15 protein-coding genes are annotated in these 16811 nt (G+C 70.3%); 9 read left to right on the top strand and 6 right to left on the bottom strand.

Annotated features, from left to right (window positions below; all coding sequences use genetic code 11):
• Position 1: 1 nt before the first annotated feature.
• The 7 genes from cysC (at position 2) to Q2K21_RS10875 (ending at position 6787) form a co-directional block, all read left to right on the top strand.
• Positions 2-583, top strand: a complete 582-nt coding sequence (cysC, locus tag Q2K21_RS10905; RefSeq protein WP_310769400.1) for an adenylyl-sulfate kinase — start codon at positions 2-4, stop codon at positions 581-583.
• Between the two features lie 118 nt (positions 584-701).
• Positions 702-1640, top strand: coding sequence for a sulfate adenylyltransferase subunit CysD (cysD, locus tag Q2K21_RS10900; protein WP_310769398.1), 939 nt, complete (start codon positions 702-704; stop codon positions 1638-1640).
• Positions 1641-1642: 2 nt separating this feature from the next.
• Complete coding sequence (locus Q2K21_RS10895; protein WP_310769396.1) at positions 1643-2971, top strand: sulfate adenylyltransferase subunit 1; 1329 nt, start codon at positions 1643-1645, stop codon at positions 2969-2971.
• Positions 2972-3194: 223 nt separating this feature from the next.
• Positions 3195-4307 (top strand): aliphatic sulfonate ABC transporter substrate-binding protein, encoded by a 1113-nt coding sequence (locus tag Q2K21_RS10890; RefSeq protein ID WP_310769394.1) that lies wholly within the window; start codon positions 3195-3197, stop codon positions 4305-4307.
• A 34-nt stretch (positions 4308-4341) separates the two neighbouring features.
• Positions 4342-5130 (top strand): ABC transporter ATP-binding protein, encoded by a 789-nt coding sequence (locus Q2K21_RS10885; protein ID WP_310769392.1) that lies wholly within the window; start codon positions 4342-4344, stop codon positions 5128-5130.
• Positions 5117-6028, top strand: coding sequence for an ABC transporter permease (locus tag Q2K21_RS10880; RefSeq protein ID WP_310769390.1), 912 nt, complete (start codon positions 5117-5119; stop codon positions 6026-6028). The genes Q2K21_RS10885 and Q2K21_RS10880 overlap by 14 nt, the downstream gene beginning before the upstream one ends.
• A gap of 6 nt (positions 6029-6034) precedes the next feature.
• A complete protein-coding gene (locus tag Q2K21_RS10875; RefSeq protein ID WP_310769388.1) occupies positions 6035-6787 on the top strand; it encodes a sirohydrochlorin chelatase in 753 nt (250 codons plus the stop codon).
• Between the two features lie 46 nt (positions 6788-6833).
• Here the strand turns inward: Q2K21_RS10875 and Q2K21_RS10870 are convergent, their stop codons facing one another.
• The 3 genes from Q2K21_RS10870 to Q2K21_RS10860 all read right to left on the bottom strand — a co-directional run bounded on the left by Q2K21_RS10870 (position 6834) and on the right by Q2K21_RS10860 (position 9244).
• Positions 6834-7451, bottom strand: coding sequence for a mycothiol-dependent nitroreductase Rv2466c family protein (locus Q2K21_RS10870; RefSeq protein WP_310769386.1), 618 nt, complete (start codon positions 7449-7451; stop codon positions 6834-6836).
• A 55-nt stretch (positions 7452-7506) separates the two neighbouring features.
• A complete protein-coding gene (locus tag Q2K21_RS10865) occupies positions 7507-8103 on the bottom strand; it encodes a TIGR03086 family metal-binding protein (RefSeq protein WP_310769384.1) in 597 nt (198 codons plus the stop codon).
• Positions 8104-8176: 73 nt separating this feature from the next.
• The gene (locus tag Q2K21_RS10860) at positions 8177-9244 is read right to left on the bottom strand and encodes a ketopantoate reductase family protein (protein ID WP_310769382.1); all 1068 of its coding nucleotides are present in this window, start codon (positions 9242-9244) and stop codon (positions 8177-8179) included.
• Between the two features lie 323 nt (positions 9245-9567).
• Between Q2K21_RS10860 and Q2K21_RS10855 the strand changes: the two genes are divergently transcribed.
• Both Q2K21_RS10855 and Q2K21_RS10850 read left to right on the top strand, forming a co-directional pair.
• The gene (locus tag Q2K21_RS10855; RefSeq protein ID WP_310769380.1) at positions 9568-11835 is read left to right on the top strand and encodes an MMPL family transporter; all 2268 of its coding nucleotides are present in this window, start codon (positions 9568-9570) and stop codon (positions 11833-11835) included.
• Between the two features lie 210 nt (positions 11836-12045).
• Positions 12046-12909 carry a phosphotransferase enzyme family protein gene (locus Q2K21_RS10850; protein ID WP_310769378.1) on the top strand — a complete coding sequence of 288 codons (864 nt, stop codon included), beginning with the start codon at positions 12046-12048 and terminating at the stop codon, positions 12907-12909.
• A gap of 265 nt (positions 12910-13174) precedes the next feature.
• Here Q2K21_RS10850 and Q2K21_RS10845 read toward each other — a convergent pair whose 3' ends face one another.
• From Q2K21_RS10845 to Q2K21_RS10835, 3 genes are all read right to left on the bottom strand, one after another.
• Positions 13175-13897: a 3'-5' exonuclease gene (locus tag Q2K21_RS10845; protein ID WP_310769376.1), complete on the bottom strand. Its 723-nt coding sequence runs from the start codon at positions 13895-13897 to the stop codon at positions 13175-13177.
• Between the two features lie 136 nt (positions 13898-14033).
• Entirely contained in the window at positions 14034-15272 is a 1239-nt protein-coding gene (locus Q2K21_RS10840; protein ID WP_310769374.1) for an SAV2148 family HEPN domain-containing protein, read from the bottom strand.
• A 115-nt stretch (positions 15273-15387) separates the two neighbouring features.
• Positions 15388-16713, bottom strand: a complete 1326-nt coding sequence (locus tag Q2K21_RS10835; protein ID WP_310769372.1) for a copper amine oxidase — start codon at positions 16711-16713, stop codon at positions 15388-15390.
• Between the last annotated feature and the right edge of the window lie 98 nt (positions 16714-16811).

Genomic DNA, 16811 nt, shown 5'->3' with positions numbered 1-16811 from the left:
CATGACCGCGACTTCTGCACACTCTTCGACCAACAGGGAGACCCACGTGACGACCGGAGCCACCGTCTGGCTCACGGGTCTGCCGAGCGCCGGCAAGACCACCATCGCGTACGAGCTGGCCGGCCGGCTGCGCGAGGAGGGCCACCGCGTCGAGGTGCTCGACGGCGACGAGATCCGCGAGTTCATCTCGGCGGGCCTCGGCTTCACCCGCGCCGACCGGCACACCAACGTGCAGCGCATCGGCTTCCTCGCCGACCTGCTCGCCCGCAACGGCGTCAAGGCGCTCGTCCCGGTGATCGCGCCCTACGCGGACAGCCGCGAGGCCGTGCGCAAGCGCCACCAGGAGAGCGGCGCGCCGTACATCGAGGTGCACGTGGCGACCCCGGTCGAGGTGTGCTCGGTACGTGATGTGAAGGGTCTGTACGCCAAGCAGGCGGCGGGCGAGCTGAAGGGCCTGACGGGGGTCGACGACCCGTACGAGGAGCCCGAGTCTCCCGATCTGCGGATCGAGCACCGTAACCAGACCGTGCAGGAGTCCGCGGCGGCGGTGTACGCGCTGCTCAGCGAGAGGGGACTCCTGTGAGCTGGGGGCACCTCCCAGCGGTAGCTGGGGGAGCACGCGCGGCCGCTCAGCCGCAGACGACGACGAAAGCCGCGCCTCTGCGCCGCGCGGGCGGAGAAGCGAACGAAAGGGGCGCAGCATGACGACCACCGTCGCCAAGACCGAGGAGGGCACGGCCAGCCCGTACGCCCTCAGCCACCTGGACGCGCTGGAGTCCGAGGCGGTGCACATCTTCCGTGAGGTGGCGGGCGAGTTCGAACGGCCGGTGATCCTGTTCTCCGGCGGCAAGGACTCCATCCTCATGCTGCACCTGGCGCTGAAGGCGTTCGCCCCGGCGGCGATCCCCTTCTCGCTGCTGCACGTGGACACCGGACACAACTTCGCCGAGGTCCTTGAGTACCGCGACCGTGTGGTGGCGGCACATGGGCTGCGCCTCCATGTGGCCTCCGTACAGGATTACATCGACCGCGGGGTGCTCAAGGAACGTCCCGACGGGACACGGAATCCGCTGCAGACGCTCCCGCTGACGGAGAAGATCCAGTCCGAGCGGTTCGACGCCGTCTTCGGCGGTGGCCGACGTGACGAGGAGAAGGCCCGCGCGAAGGAGCGGGTGTTCTCGCTGCGGGACGAGTTCTCCCAGTGGGACCCGCGACGTCAGCGGCCCGAGCTGTGGAACCTGTACAACGGCCGCCACGCACCCGGCGAACACGTCCGCGTCTTCCCCCTGTCCAACTGGACCGAGCTGGACGTCTGGCAGTACATCGCCCGTGAGGGCATCGAACTGCCCGAGATCTACTTCGCGCACGAGCGTGAGGTCTTCCAGCGGGGCGGCATGTGGCTGACCGCCGGTGAGTGGGGCGGGCCCAAGGACGGCGAGACCGTCGAGAAGCGGCAGATCCGCTACCGGACCGTCGGGGACATGTCCTGCACCGGCGCCGTCGACTCCGACGCGGTGACCCTGGAGCAGGTCATCGCCGAGATCGCCGCCTCCCGGCTGACCGAGCGGGGCGCCACCCGTGCCGACGACAAGCTGTCCGAGGCCGCCATGGAGGACCGCAAGCGCGAGGGGTACTTCTAAGCATGACCACGACCACGGAACTCTCCGCCACCACCCTCCTGCGGTTCGCCACCGCCGGTTCGGTCGACGACGGCAAGTCCACGCTCGTAGGACGCCTGCTGCACGACTCCAAGTCGGTCCTCGCCGACCAGCTGGAGGCCGTCGAGCACGCCTCCCGCAGCCGCGGCCAGGAGACCCCGGACCTCGCCCTCCTCACCGACGGCCTGCGCGCCGAGCGGGAGCAGGGCATCACCATCGACGTGGCCTACCGCTACTTCGCCACCCCGCGCAGGCGGTTCATCCTCGCCGACACCCCCGGCCATGTGCAGTACACCCGCAACATGGTCACCGGCGCCTCGACCGCGGAGCTGACGGTCATCCTGGTCGACGCCCGCAACGGCGTCGTCGAGCAGACCCGCCGCCACGCCGCGATCGCCGCCCTGCTGCGCGTCCCGCACGTGGTCCTCGCCGTCAACAAGATGGACCTGGTGGACTACCAGGAGTCCGTCTTCGCGGAGATCGCCGAGGAGTTCACGGCGTACGCGACCGAGCTGGGCGTCCCCGAGGTCACCGCCATCCCGATCTCGGCGCTGGCCGGAGACAACGTCGTGGAGCCGTCCGCCACCATGGACTGGTACGGCGGCCCGACCGTCCTGGAGCACCTGGAGACCGTCCCGGTCAGCCACGACCTGGCGCACTGCCACGCGCGGCTGCCCGTGCAGTACGTGATCCGTCCGCAGACCGCCGAGCACCCGGACTACCGGGGGTACGCGGGCCAGATCGCCGCCGGTACGTTCCGCGTCGGCGACCCGGTCACGGTCCTGCCGTCCGGCCGTACGACGAAGGTCTCCGGCATCGACCTCCTGGGCAAGCCGGTCGACGTGGCCTGGACCCCCCAGTCGGTGACCCTCCTGCTGGAGGACGACATCGACATCTCGCGCGGCGACCTGATCGTGCCGAGCAAGGACGCGCCCGCGACCACGCAGGACATCGAGGCGACGGTCTGCCATGTCGCGGACCAGCCGCTGACGGTCGGCCACCGGGTGCTGCTCAAGCACGGCACCCGCACGGTCAAGGCGATCGTCAAGGACATCCCGTCCCGTCTCACGCTCGACGACCTGTCCCTGCACCCGCACCCGGGACAGCTCGTCGCCAACGACATCGGCCGCCTGAAGATCCGCACCGCCGAGCCGCTGCCGGTGGACTCGTACGCGGACTCCCGCCGCACCGGTTCGTTCATTCTGATCGACCCGGCCGACGGCACCACCCTCACCGCGGGCATGGTCGGCGAGTCGTTCGCCGCGCCCGAGCCGGTGAAGGACGAGGCCGACGACGACGGGTGGGACTTCTGACCATGATCACCACCTGCTTCTACTCGTCGTTCGCGAAGGAGGGCGGCCGCGTCGGCAGCGGTGCCCTCGGCAGCGGGCAGGGCGGGGTGGCGCGATGTGCGCGATGACGTACGCGCACTGCCTGCGCGCCCTCACCCCCCACCGCCGTAAACGAAGACCTGCCGACCTCCCGGCCACGGCCTGAAAGACCGTGACCGCCGGGCCAACGAGAGGAACACCTCCCGTGCCTGCCAATCGCTCGTCCTTCCTTCGCCGCGGCATCGCCGTGGTCACCGCTCTTCCCCTCCTCACCCTCGCCGCCTGCAGTTACGGCTCCAAGGCCGACGACAACACGTCCAGCCAGAAGATCGCAGCCGGATCGCAGAAGCTCGACGGGCTCGACTCCGTCAAGATCGGCTACTTCGGCAACCTGACCCACGGCACCGCTCTCGTCGGTGTGAACAAGGGCTACTTCCAGAAGGCGCTCGGCGCCACGCGGGCCAAGTACCAGATCTTCAACGCCGGCCCCTCGGAGATCGAGGCCCTGAACTCCGGCTCCATCGACATCGGCTGGATCGGCCCGTCCCCGTCGATCAACGGCTACACGAAGTCCGACGGCAAGAACCTGCGCATCATCGGGGGTTCGGCTTCCGGCGGTGTGAAGCTCGTGGTGAACCCGAAGAAGATCAAGTCCCTGAAGGACGTCAAGGGGAAGAAGATCGCGACCCCGCAGCTCGGCAACACGCAGGACGTGGCGTTCCTCAACTGGATCGCGGAGCAGGGCTGGAAGGTCGACGCGGAGAGCGGCAAGGGCGACGTCTCGGTGGTCCGCACCGAGAACAAGGTCACCCCGGACGCCTACAAGGCCGGTTCGATCGACGGCGCCTGGGTGCCGGAGCCGACCGCCTCGAAGCTGGTCGCCGAGGGCGCGAAGGTCCTCCTCGACGAGGCGGACCTGTGGCCGGACAAGAAGTTCGTGATCACGAACATCATCGTGTCGCAGAAGTTCCTCAAGGAGCACCCGAAGGCCGTCGAGGCGGTGCTGAAGGCCTCGGTCGAGGCCAACAAGTGGATCAACGCCAACCCGGACGAGGCGAAGGCCGCGGCGAACGCGCAGCTGAAGACCGACTCGGGCAAGGCCCTGTCGGCCGAGGTCCTGGACCCGGCGTGGAAGTCCATCCAGTTCACCGACGACCCGCTGGCCGCCACCCTCAACACCGAGGCGGAGCACGCGGTCAAGGCCGGTCTGCTGAAGGACCCGAAGCTGGACGGCATCTACGACCTCACGCTCCTGAACAAGGTCCTCAAGGCCGAGGGCGAGAGCACCGTCGACGACGCCGGTCTCGGCGTCAAGTAAGCCCAGTCCCGAGAGTTCCCAGGAGGTGACGACCATGGCCACCACCCTCGCCAAGGCCGCCGACGGCGCCGAGTCGGTGGAGTACGCAGCCCGCATCGAGAACGTCTCGAAGTCCTTCCCCGGGCCCGCCGGGCAGCAGCTCGTCCTCGACGGCATCGCCCTGGATGTCGCACCGGGCGAGTTCGTCACCCTCCTGGGGGCCTCGGGCTGCGGCAAGTCCACTCTGCTGAATCTGGTGGCGGGGCTCGACGAGCCCTCCGCCGGCAGCATCAAGACCGACGGGCGTCCCGCTCTGATGTTCCAGGAGCACGCCCTGTTCCCGTGGCTGACCGCGGGCAAGAACATAGAACTTGCCCTGAAGCTCAGGGGAGTTCCGAAGAACGAGCGGCGCGACCGCGCCGAGGAGCTGCTCGAACTCGTACGGCTCAAGGGGGCGTACGGCAAGCGGGTGCACGAGCTGTCCGGCGGTATGCGCCAGCGCGTGGCGATGGCCCGCGCGCTCGCCCAGGACAGCCAACTGCTGCTGATGGACGAGCCGTTCGCCGCACTGGACGCGATCACGCGCGACGTGCTGCACGACGAGCTGACCCGGATCTGGGGGGAGACGGGCGTGTCGGTCCTGTTCGTCACGCACAACGTGCGCGAGGCCGTGCGCCTGGCGCAGCGCGTCGTGCTGCTGTCCTCCCGGCCGGGGCGCGTGGCGCGCGAGTGGAAGGTGGACATTCCACAGCCGCGCCGCATCGAGGACGCCCCCGTGGCCGAACTGTCCCTCGAGATCACCGATGTCCTGCGTGGGGAGATCCGCCGTCATGGCCAGCACTGAGACCACCGGCACGACGGCCGACACCCCCGTCAAGGACAGCACCGGGCTGGGCGGCCTGGAAGCGGGCCTCGACGCCCTGGAGACCTCGGACACGAGCCGTACGCCGTTCCGGCAGACGCTCGTCAACAAGATCCTGCCGCCGATCGTCGCGATCGCGGTGGTGCTGGTCGTCTGGCAGGCGCTGATCTCGCTGAAGATCGTCGACGACCCGACCAAGCTGCCCTCGCCCGCCGACGTGGGGGCCGAGTTCAAGAACGCCTGGCTGGAGGGCAAGCTCCTCGACTACATCTGGACCAGCATCTCGCGCGGTCTGCTGGGCTTCCTGTTCGCCCTCGCCATCGGCACCCCGCTGGGCCTGCTGGTGGCCCGGGTGAAGTTCGTGCGCGCGGCCATAGGCCCGATCCTGTCCGGGCTCCAGTCGCTGCCGTCGGTGGCGTGGGTGCCGCCGGCCGTGATCTGGCTGGGTCTGAACAACTCGATGATGTACGCGGTGATCCTGCTCGGCGCCGTCCCGTCCATCGCCAACGGCCTCGTCTCCGGCGTCGACCAGGTGCCGCCGCTGTTCCTGCGGGCGGGCCGCACGATGGGCGCGACCGGCCTGAGGGGCGCCTGGCACATCGTCATGCCGGCCGCGCTGCCGGGCTACCTGGCGGGTCTGAAGCAGGGCTGGGCCTTCTCCTGGCGCTCGCTGATGGCGGCGGAGATCATCGCCTCCTCGCCCGACCTGGGCATCGGCCTGGGCGCGCTGCTGGAGAACGGCCGCAACGCCAGCTCGATGTCCATGGTGTTCGAGGCCATCATCCTGATCCTGTTCGTCGGCATCGCGATCGACCTGCTGATCTTCAGTCCGCTGGAGCGGCGGGTGCTGCGCGGCCGCGGTCTCCTCGTCAAGAGCTGAACTCCCGTGTACCAGAAGCCGTTCCTCCCGCCCGTTCTCGTGGTGATCGCCCATGGCAGCCGCGACCCGCGGCATGCCGCCACCGTCCACGCCCTCGTCCGGCGGGTACGGTCGCTGCGGCCCGGGCTGCGCGTGGAGACCGGCTTCCTGGACTTCAACCTGCCCTCCGTGCACGGGTTGCTGGAGTCCCTGGCGACGGAGGGCGTACGGGACGTCGTAGCCCTTCCTCTCCTCCTGACCAGGGCGTTCCACGCGAAGGCCGACATCCCGGGGGTCCTGCGTGAGGCGCCGCCGCGGCTGCGGATCCGGCAGGCGGACGTACTGGGCCCCTCGCCGTTGCTGCTGCACGCCCTCGAACGGCGTCTGTACGAGGCCGGGCTGACCCCGGCCGACAAGTCCTCGACCGGGGTCGTGCTGGCCTCGGCGGGGTCCACGGATCCGGAGGCGATCGCAGTGATCGCTGACATCGCGCGGGAGTGGCGGCACACCGGTTGGTGCGCCGTGCGGCCTGCGTTCGCCTCCGCGTCCCTGCCGCGCACGGAGGACGCGGTGCGCGACCTGCGGGCGGCGGGCTGCGCCCGGGTGGCCGTGGCACCGTACGTCCTGGCCCCCGGCTTCCTGCCGGACCGTATCGCGCGGGGCGCGGCCGAGGCGGACGTCCTGGCGGAGGTCCTGGGACCCGCACCGGAGGTGGCACGGGTGGCGCTGGAGCGGTACGAGGCGGCGCGGACACCGGTGCCGGCGGCGCTGGGCGCTTAGGTCCGGGCGCCGGCCCGACCGGGGACTTCGGACCTCCGGCGGGGCTTCAGTCGAAGGACAGCCCTCCCGTCCTGGTCCGCTTGAGCTCGAAGAAGTCGGGGTGCGCGGCCAGTACCCGGAAGCTGTCGAAGAGTTCGGCCGCCTGCTCGCCGCGCGGGACGGCGCGCAGTACCGGTCCGAACCACACCGTTCCGTCGACATGAAGGGTGGGCGTTCCCACGTAGCCGCCCGAGTCGGGCTCGGCGCCCGCGTCATGGCTGCGGCGCACGGCCTCGTCGTACGCGGGATCGTGCGCGGCGGCCGCCAGGTCGGCCGGAAGGCCGAGTTCGGCGAGCGATTCGGCGACCACCGCGTCGAAGTCCTCCGCCTTGCGCTCGTGGATCCGGGTGCCGAAGGCGGTGTACAGGTCGCGCAGCACCTTCTCGCCGTGCCGTTCGGCGGCGGCCACGGCGACGCGCACCGGGCCGATCGACTTGTCGACCAGCTCCCGGTACCACTCGGGGAGTTCATTGCCGACGTTGTGCAGGTAGAGGCTCATCGCATGGAAGCGGAGGTCGAGCGGGCGCTCCCGCTCGACCTCCAGCAGCCAGCGGGAGGTGATCCAGGCGAAGGGGCAGGCGGGGTCGAAGTAGAAGTCGACGCGGATGGGCGATGCGTTGGTCATGCGGTCGACACTAGGACTCCATTGGCGCGAAGTACCGGCCCAATTCACGGTTGTTCTATTGGTCCACTTGGGTGCTCTGCCGGGGGTTCCGCCCGCTGGCCGCCAGCGCACGTTCGAACACGGGTGCGTCGTCGGGGACCGTGACCGGGTCGGCGAAGCCGTCGTACTGGCGGTAGAGGTCGCCGTGGGTCTCCACGACGTCGAGGACGAGCCGGGCCGCGTCCTCCGAGATGCGGAACTCCTGGCCGGTGGCCGTGGCGACGTCCCAGCCGTGGACCGCCATCTCCTTGACGATCATCGAGGCGATTTCCGTGGCGGGCATCGCCGCCATGCCGAGGTCGACTTCGCCCTCCCACACCGCGGGGTCCGCCCAGGCCGCGACGGCCCGGTCCAGCTGAGCGGCGTACGCCTCGGCCCAGTCCGGGTCGGCGGTGAAGTCGCGCGCGACCAGCTCCTCGGGGAGCTGCTTGCGCAGGGCCCGGTGCTCCAGGCCGTGCGAGGTGTAAAGGACCCAGTGGTTCACCATGGCGCGGACGTCCCACTCGGGACAGTGCGTGGGCCGGGTGAGCTGTGCCGCGGTGACGCCACGCGCCACGCGCGCCGCCTCGGCGGCACATTCGGTCATGTACGGGTACAGGTCGTCCTTCTTCATACGCCTCACGTTAGGGACGACCCGCTCCGGGCTCTTGAACAAACGCGACAACCCGGAGGGGGAAGGCCTGGGCTCAGGCGCCGGCAGCCGCCGAGACCACGTCGTCCGCCTCGCCCGCTTCGGATATTTCATCCATTTTGTCTGCTTCGTCCGCCAGCCGTATCAGCTCCGCCACCGGCAGCGATCCGGCCGCCCGCCGCTCCCGGGCGAAGGTGTTGGCCAGCCGTTGCAGCAGTTCGTTCAGCGGGGTCGGTACGCCGTGCAGCCGGCCCAGGAGGACGATCTCGCCGTTGAGGTGGTCGGCCTCGATGGTGCCGGTGCCACGGGTGAGGGACTGCCAGGAGGAGCCACCGCCTCGCTCGGCCCCGTCGAGGGGCTCCAGACGGACCTTGTCCCCGCGCGCCTCCTTCTGCTCCGCCTGGCTCGCGTACGGGATCCCGGCGGCCCGGAGCACCGACTCGCCCTCGGCGCGCACCCGTTCGTACAGCCCCCGCGCCACCTCGTCGGCGATCGGCCCACTGACCGCCTCGACGGCGTTGGCGAGGTTGCCCAGCAGCTTGGCGTACTGCCAGCGCGCCACGTCCGGCACGACCGGGGCCTCGAACCGCGCCTTCTCCAGGTCGGCGGCGATCCGGCGGGCGGTCTCGTCGGCGCCGTGCGGGTAGCGGCCCATGTGCAGGATGCCGGTGAGCGGGGTGCCGGCCGCGGAGACGACGCCCGGTTCGACGAAGGTGCACGGCAGCCAGACGCAGACGCCGTACACGCGGCGGAAGCGGCGCAGGGCGATCCGCTGGCTCTCGACGCCGTTCTGCGCGCAGACCACGGGCAACCGTTCGGCGGCGCTACCTCCACCCGCCACCGGAGCCGGCCCCCAGGCGTCCAGCGCGGCCTCGCTGTCCTGCGTCTTGACGGTGAGCACGAGCACGTCGTCCGTGCGCAACGCGCCCAGTGCCGCCGGACCGTCGACGACCGGAAGCCGGTGGGTGTGCTCGCCGTCCGGGGTACGGAAGCGCAGTCCGTCCTCGCGCAGCGCCGTGTACTGCGCGCCCCGCGCGACCAGGACCACCTCGCGCCCCGCCCCGGCCAGCCGCGCACCGATGGTTCCGCCGACCGCCCCTGCTCCGATGATGATGTAGCGCATGCCACGAGCCTCGCACAGTCGTGTGGACGCGCCATGGGGCAGGGGAGGATTCCGGGTGGTACCGCTGGGACACGGGCACCGGCCTGCCCGGGGGGAGTTGGGCGTGGAGGCGGACCGGGACCCTGAGCCCGATCCCCCGGAACCCGAGTAGGTGTAAGGGGTCACGGTCCTCCCAGAGGGGGAGGCGACGGGCTCCGAGGGGATGAGTCGGGCCGTTCGCGGTTCACCGAGGAGCACGACGAGTCGTTCTTATCCGCCCCCTACATTCGAAGCGAGCGGTGGCGGCAGGGGGTCGTCGCCCGACACGAGGGGGCAAGCCCGTCATGGGGAACGGAGATACACGGGTGCGGGGAATCGCCGCCCGGGCCGGCGGCTGGAGCGCCCGGCACCGATGGGCTGCCGTGGGCATCTGGGTGCTGTTCGTCGTGCTGGCGATGGGGATCGGCTCGGCGGTGGGCCGGGTCGACGTCGACGAGAGCGATCAACTCAAGGGCGAGACCCACACCGCCGCCCAGATCATCAAGCAGGCCGGGATCGAGGAGCCGGCCGGTGAGACCGTCCTGATCCAGTCGAAGGACGGCGGCGTCAAGGCCACGGACGCCGAGTTCCGGGCCGCCGTCGACGCCGTCGTCAAGGCGGTCGACGCGACCGGCAAGGTCACCGACGTGACGTCGCCGTACGACACGCACACGATCTCGCAGGACGGCCGCAGCGCGCTGGTGCAGTTCGACATGCGCGGCGACGCGGACACCTCCGGCGACCGGGTGGAGCCGGTCCTGAAGGCCGTCAAGGAGGTCCAGAAGAACCACACATCGCTGCGGATCGAGGAGATCGGCGGCGCCAGCATGATGAAGACGTTCAGCGACGCGTTCGGGGACGACTTCCAGAAGGCCGAGTACTCCGCCGTGCCGGTGGCCCTCGGGATTCTGCTCATCGCCTTCGGCGCACTGGTGGCGGCTCTGCTGCCGGTGGCACTGGCGATCACCGCGATCATGGCGACGATGGGTCTGATGGGCATCGTCAGCCATCTGCAGCCGATGAGCGACACCGCCAACTCCGTGATGCTGCTGGTCGGTCTGGCCGTCGGTGTCGACTACTGCCTGTTCTACCTGCGCCGGGAGCGCGAGGAACGCGCGGCCGGCCGGGACGCCGAAACGGCCCTGCGGGTCGCCGCCGCGACCAGCGGCCGCGCCGTCATCGTCTCCGGCGTCACGGTGTGCGTGGCGATGGCGGGCATGCTCTTCACCGGGCTCGCCGGGTTCGAGGCGATGGGCCTGGCCTCGCTGATGGTCGTGGCGGTCGCCATGGTCGGGTCCGTGACCGTGCTGCCCGCGCTGCTCTCGCTGCTGGGCGAGCGGGTGGAGAAGGGGCGGATTCCGTTCCTGCACCGGGCCATGCGGCGCCGGAACGGTGGTACGGGCGGCACCAACGGGAGCCGCTTCTGGACCGCCGTCCTGCGGGGCGTGCTCGCCAAGCCCGTCGTCTCCGTCGTCGTGGCGGCCGGCGCGCTGCTGGCGATCGCCGCGCCCGCGATCGGCATGAAGACCGAGAACCTGACACTGGACCAGGAGTTCGGGAACTCGCTGCCCATCGTCGGCACCTACAACCGGGTCAACGCGGCCTTCCCGGGCGGCTCCGAACCGGCCGAGGTCGTCGTCAAGGCGAAGGACATCAACGCCCCCGAGGTGAAGTCCGCGCTCGCCGACTTCCGGGAGCAGGCGATCAGTTCGGGCGCTTCGCGCGGCCCGGTCGACATCAAGCTGCACGACGCCGAGAACATCGCCTTCGTCTACGTCCCGCTGGTCGGCGGCTCCGACCGGGACAAGGCGGGTGCCAGCCTGGAGAAGCTGCGCGACGAGGTGCGGCCCGCCACGCTCGGGAAGGTCGACGGTGTGCAGGCGCCGATCACCGGGCAGGTCGCGGGCTCGCACGACTTCAACGACCAGCTCGTCGGGTCGGTGGCACCGGTCTTCGCCTTCGTCGTGGTGTTCGCCTTCCTGCTGATGCTGCTGTCGTTCCGCTCGCTGACGGTCGCGATCACCTCGATCGCGCTGAACCTGCTGTCGGTCGGCGCGGCGTACGGCATCCTGGTCGCCGTCTTCCAGCACGGCTGGGGTGCGTCACTGGTGGGCGCCGAGGGTGTGGGCGCCATCGTCACCTGGCTGCCGCTGTTCCTCTTCGTCATCCTGTTCGGGCTCTCCATGGACTACCACGTGTTCGTGGTCTCCCGGATCCGCGAGGCGCGGATGCGGGGCCGTACGACCAAGGACGCGATCGCGCACGGCGTGGTGACCACGGCGGGGGTCGTCACCAGTGCCGCGGTCATCATGGTCGCCGTCTTCGCGATCTTCGGCACGCTGTCCATGCAGTCCATGAAGCAGATGGGCGTGGGCCTCGCCGCCGCGGTGCTCATCGACGCGACGGTCATCCGGGGCATTCTGCTCCCCGCGGTGATGGCCCTGCTCGGCGAGCGGAACTGGTACCTGCCGAAGTGGCTGCACCGACTGCCCGACCTCACCCATGACGAGTCGGCCCTGATGGCCCCGCCGCCTCCGCCGCCGGCGGTGGAGGGGGAGAAGGTCGGGGTCTGATCTTCTGCCGGTGAAGGTGTACGTGGCCGGGGTGGGGCACCCCGGCCACGTAGCCGTGTCCGTGGCCCCGGGCCTCACCCCGCGCACACCGTCCCACCTGTGCGAATGCGACACTGGCCGACGGACGGCCGGAACGTGACGCCGCGTGCGCGCTCAGCCGACCGTCCCCGAGCCCGTCAAGGACCGCGTCAACGCCACGGAGGGGAACACATGGACGAGGCAACGGCACGTGACGTGCTGGCCGCGGCGGGCGTGCTGCCCCGCCCGGCAGGGGACGCGCGGCTCCTCGCCCTGGGTGAGAACGCGGTGTTCGCCGCCGGTGACCTGGTGGTCAAGGTGGGCCGCGACGCCGAGCTCCTCGACCGCGCGCGGCGGGAGCTGGACATCGCGGTGTGGCTCGCCGAGGCGGGCGTCCCGGCGGTGCGGGCGGCCGACCCCAAGGCGCTGTTGGTGCACGGCCACCCGGTGACGGTGTGGCACCGGCTGCCCGATTCCGTGCGCCCCGCCGAAGCGCGGGATCTGGCCGAACTGCTGCGGGTCGTGCACGCACTTCCCTCCCCCTCCTTCGAACTGCCGCCGCGCGATCTGCTGGGCGGTGTGGAGCGCTGGCTGCGGCTGGCGGGAGACGCGATCGACCCGGCCGACGCGGCGTATCTGCGCGAGCGTCGCGACGGGTTCGCCGCCGCGGCGGCCGCGCTGACACCGCAGCTGCCGCCGGGCCCGATCCACGGCGACGCGCTGCCCCGCAATGTGTACGTCGGCCCGCAGGGTCCGGTCCTGGTCGACCTGGAGACCTTCTCCGCCGACCTGCGCGAGCACGACCTGGTGGTCATGGCCCTCTCGCGCGACCGCTACGGGCTCCCGGCCGAGGCGTACGACTCCTTCACCCGGACGTACGGCTGGGACGTGCGCGAGTGGGAAGGCTGCTCCGTGCTGCGCGGCGCGCGCGAGACCGCCAGCTGCGCCTGGGTCGCCCAGCACGCCCCGAGCAACCCCAAGGCTCTGGCCGAGTTCGAGCGACGGGTGGCGTCCCTGCGGGACGGGGACGAGACGGTGCGCTGGTATCCCTTCTGAGCCGCCTCTGGCTGCTGGCCCTGACACCTGGCATCTGGCCTTCGGCCCTGGCACCTGGTCCTTGGCCCTTGGCCCTTGGCCCTTGGCCTTTAACCCTGTCGCCTAGTCCCTGGCCCTTGGCCCTTGGGTCCTCGTCCCTGGTCTTCATCCCTGGCCCTTGGGCCCTCGTGGCCTGGCCCTTGGCCCTGGCGTCTGGCCGTTGGCCTTTGCCCCTGGCACCCAGTCCCTGGCGCCCGGCCCTTGCCCCTTGGGCCTTGGCCCCTGGTCAGACCGTCTGGTCCGCCGGATTCCGCAGCGGCCACGTCCCGTCCACCACCGCGTCCGTGTCGCCCTTGCGGCGCAGGAAGCTCTGGAAGTCCGCCGCCCAGGCCGCGTACCACTCGATCTGGCGGCGATGCAGCTCCGCCGGGCCGAGGGCCGCGATCTTCGAGTGGCGGGACGCTATCGCGGCGGCGAGGCGGGCCGCCGCCAGGGCGTCCGCGCCGGCGTTGTGCGCCGCCTCCAGCGCGACGCCGTACTCCCCGCAGACCGCTTCGAGGTTGCGCTTGCCGCGGCGATAACGGTCCACCCAGCGGTCGATCGTGTACGGGTCGATGACCGGGGCGGGGTCCGGGCCGCCCAGGCGGTCGCGCAGGGACGGCAGTCCGTGCCGCCGCAGCTCGGCGGAGAGCAGGGTCAAGTCGAAGGCCGCGTTGTAGGCGACCACCGGAACGCCTGTCTTCCAGTAGGTCACCAGGACGTCCGCGATCGCGTCCGCGACCTCGTCGGCCGGTCTGCCCTCAGCGGTTGCACGCTCATTGCTGATCCCGTGCACGGCCACCGCGTCCGCCGGAATCTCCACGCCCGGGTCGGCCAGCCACTCCCGGCGTCCCAGCGGCTGTCCGTCCCTGACCTCGATCACCGCCCCCGTGACGATGCGTGCCTCATACGGATCCGTCCCGGTCGTCTCCAGGTCGAATCCGATCAGCAGCTCCCGGTGCCAGGCCATGGCGGCCCCCCTTCTTGGTGGTGCGTTCCCCCAGTGGTCTCCACCTTCCCATGCGCCACTGACAATCCGAGGATCGCGTTCCGCTTACCCCGTCGGACGGTTCAGGACACGGTTCGCGGAGGGACCGAAGGGCGGCTCAGGACACGGGCCGCGAATCCGCCCAGGCCAGTTCGAACTCCTCGCGATAGGTAGGGAAGAGTCCGCTCTCATCCGCTTCGTCCGATTTGACCACCCTGCTACCGCTCCGCAGCACCAGCACCGGCGCCTCCATGCCGCGGGTTCGCCGCAGATAGGACTGCACGACCGCGATGCCGTCGGAGCCGTCCCCGTCGACCAGATACGCGGTGAAGCGGGGCGTCTCGTCGAAGACCTGGATCTCGAAGGCGCCCGGATCGCGCAGCCTCGACCGCACCCGGCGCATGTGCAGGATGTTCATCTCGACGGCACGGCTCAGCTCGCCCTTCTTGATGCCGAGCTCCCGCTCACGCCGCTTGACCGCGCTGGAGGCGGGGTTGAGGAACAGCAGACGCACCCGGCAGCCCGACTCGGCCAGCCGTACCAGCCGGCGCCCGGAGAAGTTCTGTACGAGCAGGTTGAGGCCGATGCCGATCGCGTCCAGGCGGCGGGCGCCGCCGAAGATGTCCTCGGCGGGGAACTGCCGCAGCAGCCGTACCCGGTCCGGGTGGACGGCGACCACGTCCGCGTACCGGTCGCCCACCAGGTCCTCGACCGCGTCGACGGGCAGCCTGCGCGCGGACGGCACGTCACTGCCCGCGCCGAGGATCTCCAGCAGCCTGGCCGAGGCACGCTCGGCCTGGGCGAGGACCGCCTCCGACAGGGCCCGGTTGCGCGAGACCACGTTCCGGGTCACTTCCAGCTCGTCCAGGGCGAGTTCGACATCGCGGCGCTCGTCGACGTACGGCTCGAAGCACGGCCAGTGCTGCACCATCAGCTCGCGCAGCTGCGGCAGCGTCAGAAAGCTCAGCACGTTGTCGTCGGCTGGATCGAGCAAGTACCCCTTGCGGCGGCTGACTTCGCGTACCGCGACCGCGCGCTGCACCCACTCCTGCCCGGCCGGTCCGGCCGCGGCGACCACCCACTCGTCGCCGTGGACGGGTTCGTAGATGGGACGGAGAACAGCGGCCACGACCGCGCGCAGCCGCTGTTCGACCAGATTCAGCCAGATATAGGCCCGCCCCGCCCGCTGGGCGCGCGTACGCACCTCGTGCCACGCGTCGGCGTTCCAGTCCAGTTCCGGTCCGATGGATCCCATCTCCATCGGCCGTGCCAGGGACACCGCCACGGGCGGGACATCCGCGGAGCTCCCCTCGTGACCCTCGTCACCAGGGGGCAGCTCCAGCTCTCCCGAGCCCACCCGCGCACCGCCTTCCGCTCCCCCGAGCCTCCCCAGGGGCCAGGCCCCAGCCAACGATCAAGGAAGGGTACTCCGGGAGCGCGGCGCGATGCAGCCGGATGGACAGGGTCGTTTCTCAACTACCGTTTCGGGGCTTGCCGTTCTGGTCGGCAAGGGCCGGCGGAGTGAGCGGATTCATAGCCGTGACGTCGCGCGGAGCGATCGAGAAGCCCTGCCAGTGGACCGGCATGGGCTGCTGGTCCTCGTCGCGCGCGATGTGATGGAAACCGATGTTCATCCAGACCACCGGATGGGTGAGGGTCTGTCCGTTGACCCACTTGTCGACGGACTTACCGGCTCCGGTACCGCAGTTGCCGAGATTGTCGCTGGCGAACTGCTCGCACTTGTTGTACTCGGTGAAGTAGATGTCGTGCTTGGTGAAGCTCCGGCCGAGGTACTTGGCCGAGGCGCCCGGGACGATCTCGTACGACCGCTGGTGGTCGTCCTTGTTCTTGCCGATGTCGCTGACGACCCGCCACCAGCGCATGTTCTTGGCGTCGCCCGCGAGTTCCTCGGTGACCTTGGTGCGCGTGGTCTTGTTGCTCGGCGCCTGCGCGCCCCCCGCGGGCGGGCTGACCACGGAGTCGTACTGCTCGATCCTGTTCTTGGAGGAGCCGTCGAGGCCGAAGTCGAGCCGCCAGAAGACGTTGTGGCTGTGGCTGGTGGCGTACGCCTTGGCGCCCTTGCCGAGCGGCCAGCCGCGGCCGTCGCCCGCGTCGTAGTCGTACGGTGAAAGGCTGCCGGTGGCGCCGACGTTCATGTTGATCGCGCCGTCGTCCTGGAAGCGCCACTCGGTGATGTACTCGTACCAGCCGACCTGGTTGACGGTGTAGATCAGCAGGTCCTTGCCCTGGGCCTGGTAGACCTTCCCGCTGTCGCTCTGCATGCGGTAGGCGTGACCGCGCGAACGGGTCGTCGTACACAGGCCGTTGACGTTCGGGTGCCGTGGGTCCCCGTTCGGGACCTTGACCGTCTTGATGGTGCCGCCGGGGCACTCGGCGGGCGTCATCGCCGACAGGCCCTGCGCGAAGCCCGCCTGCGTCAGGTCGCTGTACTCGACCGAGCCGTCGTCGTAGGGGACGTCGATCTGGGCCAGTCGCGCGCTGTTGAGGACCTTGATCGGGGCGGCCTCACCCGGCGGCTGGTACGAGATGTGTTCCAGGACGAGCCCGGCGTTGGTGTCGTAGCGCCAGCACATCCGCCAGGTGGTGCCGGTGGAGAGCTTCTGCTCGATCCGGTACGCCGCGCTGCACTCGGCGGCGGGCGCCGCGGCGGTCTTGTGCTGGGCGAAGGCCGGTGCGGCCGCCGTGCCTCCGAAGGCGAGGCCGACTGCCAGGAGGCCGGTCAGGGCCTGCCTGCGAAGCGCCCGACCGCGGGCACGGCTGTTTCTGTTCACGTGCATGACGAAGAGACTCCTGTTGCACAGAGCGAGAGGGACGAGAGGTGAGGAGGGCGAGGCGCACCGCGGTCATGGACGGGAGGAACGTTTCCTCATGAGCG

The sequence above is a fragment of the Streptomyces sp. CGMCC 4.7035 genome, from assembly GCF_031583065.1.
In the GTDB taxonomy this organism is placed as follows: domain Bacteria; phylum Actinomycetota; class Actinomycetes; order Streptomycetales; family Streptomycetaceae; genus Streptomyces; species Streptomyces yaanensis.
This window is presented reverse-complemented; position numbering and strand designations above follow the sequence as displayed.

Coding starts and splice junctions, on each gene's coding strand:
- Q2K21_RS10895 (WP_310769396.1), top strand. CDS start 1,643: ATGACCACGACCACGGAACTCTCCGCCACCACCCTCCTGCGGTTCGCC.
- Q2K21_RS10835 (WP_310769372.1), bottom strand. CDS start 16,713: ATGCACGTGAACAGAAACAGCCGTGCCCGCGGTCGGGCGCTTCGCAGG.
- cysC (WP_310769400.1), top strand. CDS start 2: ATGACCGCGACTTCTGCACACTCTTCGACCAACAGGGAGACCCACGTG.
- Q2K21_RS10860 (WP_310769382.1), bottom strand. CDS start 9,244: ATGCGCTACATCATCATCGGAGCAGGGGCGGTCGGCGGAACCATCGGT.
- Q2K21_RS10880 (WP_310769390.1), top strand. CDS start 5,117: ATGGCCAGCACTGAGACCACCGGCACGACGGCCGACACCCCCGTCAAG.
- Q2K21_RS10845 (WP_310769376.1), bottom strand. CDS start 13,897: ATGGCCTGGCACCGGGAGCTGCTGATCGGATTCGACCTGGAGACGACC.
- Q2K21_RS10865 (WP_310769384.1), bottom strand. CDS start 8,103: ATGAAGAAGGACGACCTGTACCCGTACATGACCGAATGTGCCGCCGAG.
- cysD (WP_310769398.1), top strand. CDS start 702: ATGACGACCACCGTCGCCAAGACCGAGGAGGGCACGGCCAGCCCGTAC.
- Q2K21_RS10885 (WP_310769392.1), top strand. CDS start 4,342: ATGGCCACCACCCTCGCCAAGGCCGCCGACGGCGCCGAGTCGGTGGAG.
- Q2K21_RS10850 (WP_310769378.1), top strand. CDS start 12,046: ATGGACGAGGCAACGGCACGTGACGTGCTGGCCGCGGCGGGCGTGCTG.
- Q2K21_RS10870 (WP_310769386.1), bottom strand. CDS start 7,451: ATGACCAACGCATCGCCCATCCGCGTCGACTTCTACTTCGACCCCGCC.
- Q2K21_RS10855 (WP_310769380.1), top strand. CDS start 9,568: ATGGGGAACGGAGATACACGGGTGCGGGGAATCGCCGCCCGGGCCGGC.